The organism is Paenibacillus sp. FSL R5-0749, assembly GCF_038595085.1.
Taxonomy (GTDB): Bacteria; Bacillota; Bacilli; order Paenibacillales; family Paenibacillaceae; genus Paenibacillus.
The window spans coordinates 3,991,943-4,007,426 of record NZ_CP152005.1 but is presented as its reverse complement, the minus strand read 5'-3'; the positions used below and the strand labels follow the sequence as shown (position 1 = coordinate 4,007,426).

Sequence of the window (15,484 nt, the reverse complement as noted above, 5' to 3'; positions counted from 1 at the left end):
TAACAGGCAAGCCAAATACGCAGATAAGAAAGGGAGAGGTTATAGTGAGCTATACAAAAGAAGACATTCTCCGCATTTCGAAAGAAGAAAACGTACGATTCATTCGATTGCAATTTACCGATTTGCTTGGAGCTATCAAAAACGTTGAGATTCCTGTGAGCCAGTTGACTAAGGCTCTGGATAACAAAATGATGTTCGATGGATCTTCCATTGAAGGTTATGTACGTATTGAAGAGTCCGACATGTACCTCTATCCAGATCTAGATTCTTGGCTTATTTTCCCATGGGTAGCAGAGAACCGTGTTGCACGCCTGATCTGTGACGTATACCTTCCAGATGGTAACCCGTTCCCAGGAGACCCACGTGGTATCTTGAAACGAAACCTGAAGGAAGCCCAAGATATGGGATTCACTTCCTTCAACGTCGGTCCTGAACCGGAGTTCTTCTTGTTCAAAACAGACGAAAAAGGAAACCCGACCAACGAGCTGAATGACCAAGGTGGATATTTCGACTTGGCACCTACGGATCTTGGTGAAAACTGTCGCCGGGACATCGTTATCACACTTGAAGAAATGGGCTTTGAGATCGAAGCTTCCCACCATGAGGTAGCTCCAGGTCAGCATGAGATCGACTTTAAATATGCTGATGCGCTGAAAGCGGCTGACCAGATCCAAACGTTCAAACTCGTTGTTAAAACGATTGCACGTCAGCATGGTTTACATGCTACATTCATGCCTAAACCGCTGTTTGGTATGAACGGTTCCGGTATGCACTGCAACCAATCCTTGTTCAAAGGCAATGAGAACGCATTCGTTGACGAGTCGGACGAGCTTGGTTTAAGCAAAACTGCACGTCACTTCATGGCCGGAACTCTGAAGCATGCACGTGCGTTTGCAGCAATTACTAACCCAACTGTGAACTCATACAAACGTCTTGTACCAGGCTATGAAGCTCCTTGTTATGTAGCATGGTCTGCGAGTAACCGTAGCCCAATGATCCGTATCCCAGCTTCCCGTGGTTTGAGCACACGTGTTGAGGTTCGTAACCCGGATCCGGCTGCTAACCCTTATCTGGCTTTGGCTGTACTGTTGAAAGCAGGGCTGGACGGAATCAAACGTGAGCTTTCCTTACCAGCTCCAATTGACCGTAACATCTACATCATGTCAGAAGAAGAGCGTGTGGAAGAAGGCATTCCAAGCTTGCCAGCTGACCTGAAAGAAGCATTGAACGAATTGATCCGCAGCGAAGTCATCTGTGATGCTCTCGGCGACCACGCCTTGGCTCACTTCTATGAGCTGAAAGAAATTGAGTGGGATATGTATAGAACACAAGTCCACCAATGGGAACGCGATCAATATATTACTTTGTACTAATAGCTCAATCCCTTGGCGCTCTAGCGCTGAGGGGTTTTTCTTTTTGTGGGCAAGTACCTATATATTTAAAGAAAAATCAAAGTGCCCACAAAATGCCCACAAAATATTTTTTTATTCAAAAATTTCTTCAGTGAATTTCTCAAATCTATCTATATTGCTTTTCTGGATCTTGCCTGAGATGTGGGCATATACATCTGATGTGATCTGAATACTTCCGTGACCTAATTGTTCTTGAACGAATTTCATATCTGCCCCGGACTCAAGTAAAAGAACCGCGCAGGTATGTCGGAGAGAGTGAATGGGGAGGGATGGGAGATCACAACGTTGTAAGATGCGGGAGAAGGCATTGAACAATGATGATTTAGGCATGAAGTTCCCATCTTCCCTACATAGAACCAGATCAAGGTCATGGTGGTATCTATTCCCAAGTATCCCTTTGTTATGTTCCTGCCACTCTCTGTGAAATTTGATGTCATTTACTAGATTTGTAGTAATTTTTATTTTTCTTTGTGATTTATCTGTCTTGGTGTCACCGAATAATTCTTCTTTGTTTTTCGCTGTAAAATCTAGAGTTTCATCAATTGTAATGAAATGATTATCCAAATCAATATCGATCCATTTTAGAGCAGCTGCTTCGCCTTTTCGCATACCAGTTTCAATTAACACTCGGAAAAATATCCAGTATACATAACCATAATGACGAGAGTTTTGCATAAACAATGGGATATCATCGGAATCAATAAAGTGGACTTCCTTCTTTTTGCGCTTAATTTTTATTTCGACACCAAGACATGGATTTTTTTCTAATTTTCCGATTATAACAGCTTTTTGTAAGGCGTTATGCATTGTGGAATGAATCAATTCAACCGTACGTCGGCTATATCCTTTCTCACTAATATGGTTTATAAAATTTTGGTACATAATTGGCTTCACGTCTCGTATAAGCATGTTTTTAAAAAATGGGATAATATGATTTTTAATGTTGTTCTGATGAAGTAATAGTGTATTCTTACGAACACTTCCTTTCTTATATTCGTTGATCCAAAAATCCAGATAATCTTGTAGCGATAAATCAGATTGTTCATAGCCAGCAGCAAGTTTTCTTTCAAATTCTCTAACTGCCAACTGCGCTTCTTTTTTTGAATCGAATCCTCTTTGTGCCTTCTCTCGAAATTTCTGTGTGAAAGGGTCCTTGTACCTTAGTCGATACTCCCATCCAGTCCCATGTTTTTTATAGCTAGCCAAACAAAAACCTCCCATAAAGAACATATGTTCTATTTTTATATATGTGAAGCCGCCATGCAGCGGCGTAAGCGCAAGTTACGTTTATAGTTCATATAGATGGTGTAATTCCTGAGGGATACCACAACTAATTAGATAATGTTCCATGGATTCACATTGTTCCGATGGTTTGCCATAGGTAAGAAGTTTCAATGCAAAAGTATTTGCTTGACGTTCAAATTTGCCAATGTTAAAGAAGGTATGTTTATCCATCCAAAACTGACTTATACCTGGATGCATGCAGTCGTGGGCTAGTTCATGTGCACATACGACCCTCTGCCATTCCTCAGTCAAGCCGTTGTCTATCACAATGAATCTACGCCTGAGTTTTCGGTAGTATAGACCCCGCGTTCCCTCATCGAAACTAACAAACCTAACCAATATGTTCCTTGCCTGTGCAATTGCAAAAGGGTCGGTTGTTTTATATTTACGAACAAGCTTGTGAATGATATCATCCAATCCATTTCACCTACTCTTTGGAGTCTTGGTCGTTTGGTTTCTTGGTATCTCGTTTCTTGCCATATGTTTCTTTGTTTAATTCCTTTGCTTCCCAGAATAGACCAGACAATATGTCCAACACACGTTGACGCTTTTCACCTTCAATTGGAACCCCATCAAAGAGGACAGGTTGATCATTCTCAAGCATCTTTCTGAAATCTGCAATATCCTTATTCGTTGCCCAGTCAGGTACATCAGCATTGTCAGTGATGGTTTCTTTTTGATCGCTGTTTCCAAGTAAATAATTCGGAGTCGTTTTTAAGATGGTGGCTATTTTTTCTAGGTCTGTACTTGAAGGGATAACCCTATCGTTTTCTATATGACCAAAGTTGGATCTACCCATACCTAGATGTTCTGCTATTATTATTTGAGTTAAACCTATTTCTTTTCTACGGTTACGAATACGCTCGCCTAAAGACATTCTCTAGCCTCCAAAACATTTTTTTATAAAGGGTATTTTAAATACTTGACGGTATTTAAAATACCCTTTATAATCAGGATACAAGTTATAAAAAGGGGGTGAAGAAACATTGCCAGAGAAGCTGATTGAAAAACGCGGTAATCTTAGAAACAAGCGACTTCAACAAGGGCTGACCCAATCTATGCTAGGCAATGCAGTTGGCGTTTCTACTGAACATATCAAGAGCTTAGAATACGGTCGAGTCAATCCAAGTTTTAAATTAATGCTAAAAATTTGTGAAGTTCTAAAAGGAAAACCAGACGAATTATTTTAGTTCAGTAGGTAGTCAGAATACCTATATGAAGTATACTTTTGTTAATGGGTATTGTCAATACCCATTGTTTGAGGACGGCATTTTTTTATATCCACAAGGGTATTTTAAATACCTTTAATTATGATCTGGAGGTGACGATTTGGAAAAAATGATGACTATTAACATCAATGAAACAGAAGTATTGAAGCTTGCCCGAGAGCGCATTGCCGAATTAGTAAAAGAAGTGGATTTGGAATACGTATACTGGGATTCGGAGGAATTAATGAAGAGAACCTGTATGAGTTGGAACACCATACAGAATAATTTTTTCTTTGATCCACGATTTATAAAAGCGAAGCTTGGTGGAAAGTGGTATTTTCCCGTTCAAGAAACCAGAGAGTTTCTAAGGCAATGGCTTTTTGAACATTTAAAGAAAGGAGAAATGTAATTGTTAATTAAGATAAATGAAATCAAGGTTGCAGATAGAATTCGCAAAGACTTTGGCGGCATTGAAGAGTTGGCACTAGACATTGATCAAAACGGACTTATCAATCCTATAGTAGTAACACCAGATTATCAGTTAATTGCAGGAGAACGCCGCTTGCGTGCTCATCAGTTCCTGGGACGTAAAGAGGTTGTAGTCCGGGTTATGGAAATCAGTGACTATGAACATCAGCTTCGGCTTGAAATATCTGAGAACGAGCACAGGAAAGAATTTACCTTCTCTGAAAGAGTTGAATGGGCTAAACGGCTGGAAGAAGTCGAACGGATAAAGGCCAAGGAACGGATGGCAGGAGGCAAGGAAAATGTTCCTGAGCAGCCTGCCGGACAGGTTCGCGATATTGTAGCTGATCAAGCAGGCTTTGGATCAGGTAGAACCTATGACAAAGCGAAGTTCATTATGGAAAACGCCACACCGGAAATCATTCAGCAGCTTGACGCAGGGATCATTTCCACACATAAAGCATATGTGGAGACAAAAGATCGACTTGAAGCTGCTTTGCAAGAGGCCGAGGCTCGGGCTAATCAAGCAGAACAAGATAAGGAAGAACTTCAGCGCCGTTACAAGGATGCGATTCCAGCCGATCAGGTGGACGAAGCAGTAGCAGCGGCAGTAGAACGCCGAGATGAAGAGACAGAAGTTCTTCTCGAACAGAAAGCTCAGGAAGCTGCTAAGAAGATAAAAGAGCGTGATCAATACTGGAAGGACAAGCTTCATGACGATGTGGAAGCTGAGCGTCTGAAGATAGAAGAACTGAAAGCCGGTTATCAGCGGACGAAAGAAGAATTGGAGACTATGAAGCTTCAGCAGCCAGATGACTTCGATGAACAACAGGCGACAACTCAAATGAAGAAACTTCGCTTCGAAGCTGATAGCAACACCATACAAATTAGCATCCATGTGAAACAGTTTCTTCAGAAGGTCGGAATTACATCGTTCATGCTCGGTGCAGTATCTGGCGCAAGCACGAGTGAGAAGAAACGGCTGTCAGAAGGTCTTGATATGCTCCAATCCTTCATAGTCCAACTTCGTCCGGCAATTAATTCAAGAAAGGTGGTAGACAGACATGACATTGATTCCTAATCAGCCTGACTATCTGACGATCGTTGAAAGGCAGTTGCAGCTTACAGAGGCGCAGGGAGTTGCTATCCGAGGATTATGGGATGGCATGAAACAAATGCAGGATGACGTTGCTGAAAAGGTCGGAGAGGTCCAAATGATGGTGCAGGAGGTTCGAGACAGCGTAACGCTGACGGATTCGGAGTGCTACCAACTCCAGTCTCTTGTTCGCAAGAAGTCGAACACGTTAACCAAGGATCGGTATAAAGAGTCAGATGAGAAGTTTAAGGACATGGTTGGTCGTTATCGGCGGATGATCTGGAGTAAGTTGAAAGAACGATTTGAAGTCGCGAAATACAGCCATGTGCGGCGTATCGACTTTGATGATGCAGTTGATTTCATTAAGGAATTTCGTCCGGAAGACTACATCTAATCTGATAGGAGTTGAAACCATGGGATACAAATTTATGACTCTGGATGATTTAGCACGTATCTGGTCACACAAGCCATTGCAACATGAAATTATTCAAAGAAACATTGCTAAAAAGAAATGAAAATCCATGCTCAGATGCTGTTGCAAACTAGAGTGTTGCGAAGACAGATCAGGGATTTGTGTGATGATGCGATCGATGCACTTTCAATGGAACTTAATATTAAACTCATCAAAAAGAAAATAAAAGTGCTTCGTAACGATCTTGAAAAATTGGAACGGTCAATTGATAAGAACGCAGAGTATGAAGGTCTGATCTGGAAAGAGCCATCGGGCTATAAGGTTGAAGGGACAGTGATTGGTTTGTGTAAGCACTGTGATAGAGAGGTGTTCTCAGGCCAGAAGTTTCCTGATCCAAAAGAAGAAGGACTCTTTTGTAACTACTATTGCAGAAGAGTCTACCGCAACAACAGTATCAAATGAGTCCTTAGGTTAATCGTGCTACCAACACGATCAATTAACAATTCAACTAAACATGACTTTATCATAAATTTATTATTTTGCAAATATCCGCAGTAACAGTATGAAGATTGAAATTAGAAATTCCGGGGTGAGGTGAGTGGCAAGTCCCCAGCTAGGAAACGGATATATAGGTATTGCTAATGAAATATGGGATGAGATCATCAGCAGGAAGTTCACAGAACGCCAACAGAAGATTCTCAAACTTGTTCTACGGCTGTCCTATGGCTGTCAAAAGAAAGAGGCAGTTATACCCCTCTTGAAGCACTTTGAACTATGTGGAGTGCGTATACAAGACGCAAAGAAAGAAATTGTGTACTTGCAACAATGCAAAGTAATTATGTGGGATGGAAATCAAGTTTATTCGCTTAATAAAAACTATGATGAGTGGCGAGTTAATCTTGTGAAAGAGTGGGACAAAGACAAGTTTTCAGAACTCATTTCTATAAATTTAGGTGCTAAAAAAGTTACGAAAAGTGTAACTCAAAAAGAACAGAAACATGACGAAAGTTACGAAAAGTGTAACTCGGAAGTTACGAAAAGTGTAAATGAAGAGTTACGAAAAGTGGAAGTCGAAGAAGGCTCAAACCCTTGCGAGAGTAGGGCGAATGGCACGTCTAAAGACATGTTTAAAGACAGTATTAAAGTTAGTTGTTGTTTAAGTGATCCCAATTCGATATTTGAACCATACATGGGGAACCCGGATTCTGTTCCTAAACCTGAAGCAGATACTGGCTCTGATCAGGAGGTTTCCCAAATCAATTATCGCAATCAAGTAGCGGCACGTTATCTCCAGAGGAGAGGTAAAGGATTAGAGATATCTTTCAACGATGAAGAGACAGTCAATCAGTTTGAGGCTGAAAGGATTCCGCTCCAAACAGTCTTAGACGGAATTGATCAAGCGTTTAATAATTTCAGACCCAAAAGCAAATGGGATCAGATTCGAAACCTGAGCTATTGCGCCACGGTTGTTTATTCGCTACATGCCAAACGACAAAAATCAAATGAGGTTGTGCTTTCTGTACCGGATACTCGGCCAGAAGAAGAATCATTCGAAGCTAGTGTTACAAGGGATGATTTAAAAGATATGTTGGCTGCTTTACGGTCAAAACAAGGAGTGTGAATGAATGGGGAGCTTCGAAGAAGAATTAAAGGCGCTGATCCCTCCTGATTTTGCAGAAAGACGACAGGCAGCTATCCAGAAGATTGATACGCACCCTGAGATTCAGCGGCTCAGACAGGCTTATCCTGATCGTTCAGGCGACCTGATAAGCCCAAGAAGATACAGAGATGTATCAGAGCATCTTGCTCAATGTGATGCATGCGAGGCTTGTCCGGGTTTAACAGGCTGTCAGAACGTCCAGAAGGGTCATAGGAGTGTTGAAGAACCAAGCCCAGATAAACAGGACGAGTTGGTGTTCAGGCTTAAAAAATGCGAACTGTTGAAGTCTTACGAGCGGCAACAGGGCATAGGAGAACGAATTAAGAGTCACTTCATTCCTGAGCATATTTTGAACGCAACCTTTGACGACATTGAACCTGATCCTCCGAGGATGGCAGCTATTGCGGGAGCAGTGAAGTTTTGTAGTGAATTTGTGCCCAAAGAAACGGTACAAGGATTGTATTTGTACGGCCCATTGGGAGTGGGCAAGAGCCGGTTTGCCGGAGCTATTGCCAGAGAGCTTGCTAAATGTGAGGTTGATGTTTTGATGGTGTACGTTCCTGATTTCATTGAAGAGGTCAAAGATGCCATAGGTTCCAAAGAAAGCGTAGCGAAGAAACTGGATGCTCTCAGAACAGTTCCTGTGCTTATCCTGGATGATATCGGCGCCGAGTCGATGAGTGGTTGGGTAAGGGATGAAGTTATTGGTCCGATTCTCCAGAGACGTATGGAGCGGTTGCCGACCATCTACACATCCAATCTAACGATACAAGAGTTGTTCAAACATTTTGCTAACGCCAAGGGATCTCAGGATGAAAAGAAGGCAGCTCGGATCATTGAGCGGATCGAACCATTTGTAAAGTTGCTGCCGGTAGGCGGAAGAAATAGACGGAGGGGATAACCGAATGTGCAAAACATGTAATGGTGCAAAGGTAACGTATCAGTTTAAGGGCGCGATGATGATGCTGGGGCCGTGTCCAGTATGTAATCCAAAAGCTGAAAAAGATGTGAAGGAGGGAATCCGACCTTATGAAAATAGTCGTGGATAGTGAGCTGCTAGTTGAAGCTCTCGAAGATGCAAGTAAGGCTTTTGCGAGTAAGAGCCTCATGCCGATTCTTGATTGCTTCCTGATCGAAGCAAACAGCGAAGGGCTTAAAGTTACAGGGACGGATACTCGGACAACAATTCAGTCGTACATCTTCAGCAAGGATGTCCAGGTAGATTCGGATGGAGTGATAGCGATCCCGAAACTATCGTTGGAAATGATGAAGAAACTTACTGGCGATGTCAGTATTGAGACAAAGGGAACTACTGTGATTATTAGGTCCCGAAAAAAAGAAATCGACATGGGTATTTTCGATCCGGAGGAATTCCCGCAAGCGCCGACTATTGACGATAGTGAGCTGTTCGAAACTACTGGCAAGGAACTCAGGAGATTATTCAAAAAGGCGACTTATGCAGCCGATCCCACGGGTAAAAATGCAGCAATACTCGCAGGAGCACACATCTATATCGATGACGGTTTGATTGGTATTGAAGCGACAGATAGACATCGACTTGCGAAAACGGAGTATGCCACAGATGTTTCTAAATTAGGTGGAGCTGTTATAGAGGCCAAGGCACTCGGGGATCTCCAAAAGATAATATTGGATAAAGACAATATCGAATTTGGTTTCTCGAAATCTGCTGGAGGAGAAGTGGTCCACGTATTTGCGAGAACGGATCGATTCACTTTTTACTCTAGGGTACTTGAAGGTGCCTTCCCAGATGTGAGCCGAATGTCAGTTGTGCCAGAGGCTGTCACCAAAATAACAGTAGATAAAAAAGAGTTAATGAATTGTCTTGAAATGGTTTACACACTTGCAAAGGAAGACAAGCACAACAAAATAATCCTCAATATCTCGGAAGATGAAATGAGTATTCGAGGACAAGGGAAAGAGACTGGCAGGGCAAGTGAAAGTATTGTTCCTCTGTCGTTTAGCGGTGAAGATTTCGCTGTTGCCTTAAACTCAAAATACTTCATGGATGCCATCAAAGCATTGGATGGAGATCAAGTAACTTTGGTGTGCTCAGGTAAAGTCAAACCTATCTATATTCTGGATGAGAGTGATGAAAAATCGGTTCACATTGTACTTCCTTATAGGACGGAAGAAGTGTAATGAACAAATACAATGCAACCAAGGTGATTGTTACAGAAGACGGGACATTGTTCTCGGAATGGATCGTCAAAAAGCACAACCTTGATATAACCGGTATACGATTCGATAGCATGGCTGAGGGAAAGTATTATCAGCTCCTGCTCCAGCAGAAGATGTTCGGGGAGATTAAAGACTTCAAATGTCATCCTAAATTTGTTCTTCAAGAGAAACCGAAGGTCACTTACATTGCTGACTTCCTGGTAACAGAATTAGATGACAGTCAACGGGTGGTGGATATTAAAGGAGTAGAGACCTCCACGTTCCGCGTCAAACTGAAACTATTCCAAGCTAAATATCCGACTTTACCAATAGATATACTTGTTAAAAAGCGCGGAGAATTCATTCCTCTCGCACAATACAAGAAGGAAAAATCAGCGCGTAAACGAGTGGCGAATGCACTTAAAAAACGAGTAGATGAAGGGAGAAAGCAAAATGAAAATCAAACATACCGTAATCAAAAACGAGGACGTTAATAAGCACCTTGACCAACAAGAGAAAGAGGACTTGCTGCGCTTGTTTCACAAAATTCAGTATGGTCGAGTTGCGGAGGGGAAGGTTGGGTTCAACATGTACCTGGTCGTAAATACGGACGAAACTTACGCTGAAGACGTTGTAAGCATCTTACAAGAAAACGGTCATTGGGAACCAACATACGATCCAAATCAAGTCGAGTTTAGGCAAGAGGGAGATACGATGGAGCTTCCAGAAACTGAGCTGGAGGCATGAGTGGACCAAGGCCTTAACCCAAGGGCAAAGGAAAAATTTCCTTACCTCATCTACGGAAAATTCTACTTGAATATAATAGTAAATTGGGAGGTGTACTCTGTGACTGAAGCTGAGAAAGATGAATTCTCCACAGCTTTATCTGAAAGGTATACGCAGGTTAAACAATTAAGTGCATCTAACAAAGAATTGATAAACTCTTGAGATGCAGTAATTAGTGACTTGCCTATCGATATAAAATCAAAGTTTGAAGAAAAACAGAGTCTAGTTTCGGTTTTTTAAAGGAGGTTTGGATGTGAGTACTGTAGATTTGAACAACTTCGATCAGCAACCTACTGAAGTGCAGCAGGCTATTGCTTTTTATGTTGGATACACAGTAAGGGGAGTAGAGGCTACTGCTCAGGAAAGACAGGCTCATTACGCTGTTTTAGAGCGTGTTGGGTTGTTAGAGCCTATCAAATCCGTAGTGGGTATGTAGTGAATCAGGTTCAAAATATAAGCATAAGCACAGGAGAAACGAAGGAAAGGTGATGAAGAAATGGCCCATCAAACATTCTGGAAACCAGAGAAAAAAGCGAAGGAAAAGAAGTTGAGCAGCTTCGAACGGAGCAAGAAAGAAAAGAAACCTGTTCCAGAGTGGAAGAAGGACATTTTATCTCATCACCAATCCCGACCAGGTTCGAAGGAACGCGGAGATTTCCCGAAGGAAGTTATTGCTGAGTTGATTGAAGAATCAAATGGGATTTGCGAGTGCTGCAAGATAGTTGAGGCAACAACAACTCACCATGTTTATCCCCGAGGTAGGAAAGGGCGTGGAGTTAAGACGAACGGTCTCCGACTTTGTTGGCCCTGTCATGATCGGATTCAAACAAACGAAGAATTACTACAGTTCTGGATTTCAGCTTTCCGTGATAAATACGGTGATAGGTTCTGGTTTGATGAACAGGATTGGGATGAATACAACCGAAAGCAAGAGGCTCAGCAGAAAGCGGATCAAGAGAAGCAAAATCGACAGCAGTCCCTGAACCCGGTTAAAGAACTTATCTCGTCAGCAGCAGGACGTTCATTGAAAGCAAAAGAGGTTCGGCTTATTGAAATGATGGATGATAAACAGATAGCTATTTTTGAGTCTTTAATAAGCGATATCGTAAGAATTGAAGAGAAGCATCAAATCCCGTTTGGATACGGACACTTCGATGATTAATATGCGATTAATTCATATAACAACGAATTTATAACGTTATTTAGGGTTGTGGTTCCCCGGATAACAAAGGAAGGGAGACAAGACACACATGAAGGAAATCATAGTCGATAATTTCGCAGGCGGTGGCGGTGCCAGTACAGGGATTGAGTTGGCAACTGGTCGCAGCGTAGATATAGCAATCAATCACGATCCGGCAGCAATTGCCATGCATGAGGTCAATCACCCAGATACAGAGCACTACTGTGAATCTGTGTGGGAAGTTAATCCGGATGAAGCGGTAAAGGGTCGTCCGGTGGGGCTGGCATGGTTTAGCCCGGATTGCAAACACTTCTCTAAGGCTAAAGGTGGTAAGCCAGTTGCGAAGGAAATACGTGGTCTTGCGTGGGTTGCAGTAAGGTGGGCGGCAACCGTTAAGCCAAGAGTTATCATGTTGGAGAATGTGGAGGAATTCACGACATGGGGACCTTTAACTGCTGATGGGTATCCCGACAAGGATCAGAAGGGCCGGACCTTCCGAACATTCGTGAATGCATTTCGACGGCAGGGATACAAGGTTGAATGGAAAGAGTTAAGGGCTTGTGATTACGGAGCGCCTACAATTCGCAAGCGGCTGTTTATGGTAGCTCGTAGAGACGGTAAACCAATTGTCTGGCCTGAGTCAACGCACGGAGCGCCGGATAGTGCAGAAGTTAAGTCGGGGAAGCGGCTTCCATGGAGGACGGCGGCTGAAATCATTGATTGGACCATCCCCTGCCCGAGCATATTTGAACGGAAGAAACCTCTTGCAGAAAACACGATGCGCCGCATAGCACGCGGCATGCAAAAGTTTGTTATCGACAACCCGGAGCCATTCGTCATGCGCGTCAACTTCTCCGGTAGCAATCATCAATACTGCGATTCTATCCAAGAACCATTGAAGACTATCACAGCCAAGAATGGTTGGGGCTTGGTAACGCCATACATCGCACGAATTGGACAGACGGGATATGCCGGGGATCGGTTGCAATACAAAGCTACGGACCCGCTCACGACTATTACAACCAAGGCAGAACATTTACTTGTGACTCCGGTTCTTGGAGTTAATACAACGGGGCATCCTGGTAGCCCTCCGGACGAACCACTTAGGACTGTGACGACAGGTAATCAGCACATGTTAATTAGTCCCGCGCTGATACAGATGGGTTATGGAGACCCAGAAGGTCGAAGGGTGCTGGATCTGAATAAACCGCTTGGAACGGTGACAGCAGGAGGGAACAAATTCGCCATAGCTTCAGCATTCATTGCCCGTCACTTCGGAGAATCAGTTGGTAGCTCAGTCGATGAACCGATAGGAACTGTAACGGCAGGAGGAGTCGGGAAAAGCGCCCTCGTCACAAGTCATCTGGTCAAGATGCGCGGGACCAACACAGGTCAGCCGGTTACAGACCCGCTTCAAACGATTACGGCAGGTGGGCTGCACTTTGGAGAGGTTAGGGCCTTCCTTCTCAAGTATTACGGTAGCGCTGAAAACGGCCAGACCATAGACAAGCCGTTGCACACGATAACAACCAAAGACCGGTTCGGGCTAGTGACAATTAAAGGCGTGGATTACCAAATTATCGATATAGGAATGCGGATGCTGGAGCCGCACGAGTTGTTTGCCGCTCAGGGATTCCCGAACAACTACACTATCGCAGTTGATGCGAACGGTCAGAAGTATTCCAAGAGCGCCCAAGTAGCTCGGTGTGGAAATGCGGTACCTCCACCGTTTGCTCAAGCTTTGGTCCGGGCTAATCTGCCGGAAATATGCACAGGATCGGGAAATGACCTTACTCTGGAGCGGTATTCAGAGCAGGAAGCTGGGCAGATGGCATTCAGTTTATAGAAGGGAAGGAAGCACTGTCATGAAGGCTATAACAATAATTCAACCGTGGGCGACTCTGATCGCCATTGGAGCAAAACAATATGAAACACGCAGTTGGTCAACTAAGCATCGTGGTGATATTGCCATCCATGCCGGGAAGAAGATTGACAAGGAAGCCTGCAAGGAACCTGAAATCCGTAAAGCGTTGGAAGAGTACGGATATACGCCGGATAATCTCCCGACAGGCGCGGTTGTGGCAACAGCTAGATTAACCAACTGCTATAAATCGGTGGACACATGGACGGATGGGTACGAGCTGGAGGGAAACAGATTGATTTACTCTCCAGAATACGAATTTGGAGACTTCACACCTGGGAGGTATGCGTGGGAAATGTCGGATGTAAAGTTGCTTATGAAACCACTAGCAGCTAAAGGGCAACAGGGATTGTGGAATCTAGCCAATCAATTTTAAGGTCGGGGCCTTTGGGCCTCTCCCTACTAAGGAGGATATAACATGCTAATCGGAATTTTTCTACACGGACAATTAATGATTGAATATCCATATGACGGAGATCCGGCAGTGTACAAAGAAGCATTAGATGACTTGAAAATGGCTATTGAAGAGACTGGTCAATTCCACGAACTGAAATTATTTGAAGAGTAGGGAGGATATATAGATGACACAAACAGCGAAAGTTAAATTGTCTCAATTGCCGGAGGATACTCAATTAAGCTATGAGGGAGCGAGCTGCACATATAGCGTTCGTCATGTAAGAGAAATGATCGGTGGTGACGGGGATTGGGCGCTTCAAGATTGGGCAGTGTGCACACCTAAAACATGGAATCCTGATGCTGAGTATATGATCGAAAATTACATTGACCACGAATCGTCAAATGAGTTGCCAGAAGATTTGAGCATAGATATTGCGCGCAATGTCACCAAAGAAGGTTTGGCTAAGATACAAGCGGTCTTGGATGAAATGCTTGGTGAACACCAGTATTGGATGTTTGAGGGTCCAGAAGTGATTATCGACAGTTTGGATGATGAGCAAAGTAAATCATTGGCCGAAGGCGACCAATCGACTGAATAAACTTAACGAAGTGGAGGCCGGATCAGGTCTGGTCTCCCCAAATAGGAGGATATACAAGATGCATGAGATTAAATTCAGAGGTAAACGCAAGGACAATGGCGAGTGGGTTCAAGGGTACGTTCACAAATTAAACAACGGGATCGACAAAGGTACGACGTTCATTATTCCCGAACGAGCTTCTGCCTTGTATTCAGCCGAGGTTGACCCAGAAACGGTTGGTCAATATATCGGCATAAAGGACGGGAATAAACATGAGATTTATACGGGAGATATCATTTCACAAGAATGTGAATGTGACACTGAATACGGATGCTATCACGCTCCTACTCATGACATAGTGATTTGGGATCAAGAAAAGGCTGGATTTGATTTCGAGGCATTGAAAAAAGGAGTCTACTCAGGCGAAATGTTGGAAGATTACGCAGATGAATGGACCATTATCGGTAACCGTTGGGATAATCCTGAGCTGTTGGCTCCCAAGGAAGGAGCGGATAAGCATGAGCCTGTATGAGTTTGGAGCGAGGGCGTGGGCCACTGAAACCAAAGAGATGTCATATCACTTCTTAGAGTATGGTTGGTTACAGGTGTGTATCCAATCACCTGATGTAGTGTTGATGCTTAAATCTGGTGTTAAAGATAGCAAAAGAAACGACTACTACGATGGAGACATCGTTAAAGTGAGCAAGCTAACTTTTGAGAGCAGCGGCCCGTTGCCTGAAAATCTGGTCGTGAGGTTATACGGCGGCATGTTCCAGTTATTTAGAGGTAGAGAGCCTTTGATGGGCTTGTATTTGGGATATATAGCAGACGGAGAAGTGATCGGAAACGTCTACGAAAACCCTGAACTTTTGGGTGGGGAAGGAACGGATACAGAATGACGGTGTAAC

22 protein-coding genes are annotated in these 15,484 nt (G+C 43.4%); 19 read left to right on the top strand and 3 right to left on the bottom strand.

Features of this window, described 5'->3' with window-relative positions; genetic code table 11:
• The first annotated feature begins 44 nt into the window (after positions 1–44).
• Entirely contained in the window at positions 45–1,373 is a 1,329-nt protein-coding gene (gene glnA / locus MKY85_RS17745; RefSeq protein WP_091029299.1) for a type I glutamate--ammonia ligase, read from the top strand.
• 111 nt (positions 1,374–1,484) lie between these two features.
• On the opposite strand, the gene MKY85_RS17740 is transcribed toward glnA, so the two are convergent.
• From MKY85_RS17740 to MKY85_RS17730, 3 genes are all read right to left on the bottom strand, one after another.
• Positions 1,485–2,618, bottom strand: a complete 1,134-nt coding sequence (locus MKY85_RS17740; protein ID WP_342570406.1) for a site-specific integrase — start codon at positions 2,616–2,618, stop codon at positions 1,485–1,487.
• Positions 2,619–2,699: 81 nt separating this feature from the next.
• The gene (locus tag MKY85_RS17735) at positions 2,700–3,113 is read right to left on the bottom strand and encodes an ImmA/IrrE family metallo-endopeptidase (RefSeq protein ID WP_062834994.1); all 414 of its coding nucleotides are present in this window, start codon (positions 3,111–3,113) and stop codon (positions 2,700–2,702) included.
• A 10-nt stretch (positions 3,114–3,123) separates the two neighbouring features.
• Complete coding sequence (locus tag MKY85_RS17730; RefSeq protein WP_342570405.1) at positions 3,124–3,573, bottom strand: helix-turn-helix transcriptional regulator; 450 nt, start codon at positions 3,571–3,573, stop codon at positions 3,124–3,126.
• Between the two features lie 109 nt (positions 3,574–3,682).
• Here MKY85_RS17730 and MKY85_RS17725 point away from each other — a divergent pair, with 109 nt between their 5' ends.
• The 18 genes from MKY85_RS17725 (at position 3,683) to MKY85_RS17640 (ending at position 15,475) form a co-directional block, all read left to right on the top strand.
• The gene (locus MKY85_RS17725) at positions 3,683–3,886 is read left to right on the top strand and encodes a helix-turn-helix transcriptional regulator (protein ID WP_062834992.1); all 204 of its coding nucleotides are present in this window, start codon (positions 3,683–3,685) and stop codon (positions 3,884–3,886) included.
• Positions 3,887–4,034: 148 nt separating this feature from the next.
• Complete coding sequence (locus MKY85_RS17720) at positions 4,035–4,313, top strand: DUF771 domain-containing protein (protein WP_342573417.1); 279 nt, start codon at positions 4,035–4,037, stop codon at positions 4,311–4,313.
• Positions 4,314–5,450 (top strand): ParB N-terminal domain-containing protein, encoded by a 1,137-nt coding sequence (locus MKY85_RS17715; RefSeq protein ID WP_342570404.1) that lies wholly within the window; start codon positions 4,314–4,316, stop codon positions 5,448–5,450.
• Entirely contained in the window at positions 5,434–5,859 is a 426-nt protein-coding gene (locus tag MKY85_RS17710) for an ORF6C domain-containing protein (protein ID WP_342570403.1), read from the top strand. The genes MKY85_RS17715 and MKY85_RS17710 overlap by 17 nt, the downstream gene beginning before the upstream one ends.
• 207 nt (positions 5,860–6,066) lie before the next feature.
• Positions 6,067–6,339 carry a hypothetical protein gene (locus MKY85_RS17705; RefSeq protein ID WP_342570402.1) on the top strand — a complete coding sequence of 91 codons (273 nt, stop codon included), beginning with the start codon at positions 6,067–6,069 and terminating at the stop codon, positions 6,337–6,339.
• 136 nt (positions 6,340–6,475) lie between these two features.
• Positions 6,476–7,498: a replication protein gene (locus MKY85_RS17700; RefSeq protein ID WP_342570401.1), complete on the top strand. Its 1,023-nt coding sequence runs from the start codon at positions 6,476–6,478 to the stop codon at positions 7,496–7,498.
• Positions 7,499–7,502: 4 nt separating this feature from the next.
• Positions 7,503–8,438 (top strand): primosomal protein DnaI, encoded by a 936-nt coding sequence (gene dnaI, locus MKY85_RS17695; protein ID WP_342570400.1) that lies wholly within the window; start codon positions 7,503–7,505, stop codon positions 8,436–8,438.
• A 128-nt stretch (positions 8,439–8,566) separates the two neighbouring features.
• Positions 8,567–9,697 carry a DNA polymerase III subunit beta gene (dnaN, locus tag MKY85_RS17690; RefSeq protein WP_342570399.1) on the top strand — a complete coding sequence of 377 codons (1,131 nt, stop codon included), beginning with the start codon at positions 8,567–8,569 and terminating at the stop codon, positions 9,695–9,697.
• Positions 9,697–10,209, top strand: a complete 513-nt coding sequence (locus tag MKY85_RS17685; protein ID WP_342570398.1) for a DUF1064 domain-containing protein — start codon at positions 9,697–9,699, stop codon at positions 10,207–10,209. Before dnaN ends, MKY85_RS17685 begins: the two co-directional genes overlap by 1 nt.
• Positions 10,169–10,462: a hypothetical protein gene (locus MKY85_RS17680; protein ID WP_342570397.1), complete on the top strand. Its 294-nt coding sequence runs from the start codon at positions 10,169–10,171 to the stop codon at positions 10,460–10,462. Before MKY85_RS17685 ends, MKY85_RS17680 begins: the two co-directional genes overlap by 41 nt.
• Before the next feature lie 292 nt (positions 10,463–10,754).
• On the top strand, positions 10,755–10,937 hold the full coding sequence (locus MKY85_RS17675; protein WP_342570395.1) for a hypothetical protein: 183 nt from the start codon (positions 10,755–10,757) through the stop codon (positions 10,935–10,937).
• A 60-nt stretch (positions 10,938–10,997) separates the two neighbouring features.
• The gene (locus MKY85_RS17670; protein ID WP_342570393.1) at positions 10,998–11,663 is read left to right on the top strand and encodes an HNH endonuclease signature motif containing protein; all 666 of its coding nucleotides are present in this window, start codon (positions 10,998–11,000) and stop codon (positions 11,661–11,663) included.
• A gap of 88 nt (positions 11,664–11,751) precedes the next feature.
• A complete protein-coding gene (locus tag MKY85_RS17665) occupies positions 11,752–13,527 on the top strand; it encodes a DNA cytosine methyltransferase (protein WP_342570390.1) in 1,776 nt (591 codons plus the stop codon).
• Positions 13,528–13,546: 19 nt separating this feature from the next.
• Complete coding sequence (locus MKY85_RS17660) at positions 13,547–13,978, top strand: ASCH domain-containing protein (RefSeq protein ID WP_342570389.1); 432 nt, start codon at positions 13,547–13,549, stop codon at positions 13,976–13,978.
• Positions 13,979–14,020: 42 nt separating this feature from the next.
• Positions 14,021–14,170, top strand: coding sequence for a hypothetical protein (locus MKY85_RS17655; protein WP_342570388.1), 150 nt, complete (start codon positions 14,021–14,023; stop codon positions 14,168–14,170).
• 13 nt (positions 14,171–14,183) lie between these two features.
• Positions 14,184–14,597 (top strand): hypothetical protein, encoded by a 414-nt coding sequence (locus MKY85_RS17650; RefSeq protein WP_342570386.1) that lies wholly within the window; start codon positions 14,184–14,186, stop codon positions 14,595–14,597.
• Positions 14,598–14,655: 58 nt separating this feature from the next.
• Positions 14,656–15,108, top strand: a complete 453-nt coding sequence (locus tag MKY85_RS17645) for a YopX family protein (protein ID WP_342570384.1) — start codon at positions 14,656–14,658, stop codon at positions 15,106–15,108.
• On the top strand, positions 15,095–15,475 hold the full coding sequence (locus MKY85_RS17640) for a YopX family protein (protein WP_342570383.1): 381 nt from the start codon (positions 15,095–15,097) through the stop codon (positions 15,473–15,475). Before MKY85_RS17645 ends, MKY85_RS17640 begins: the two co-directional genes overlap by 14 nt.
• Positions 15,476–15,484 lie beyond the last annotated feature (9 nt).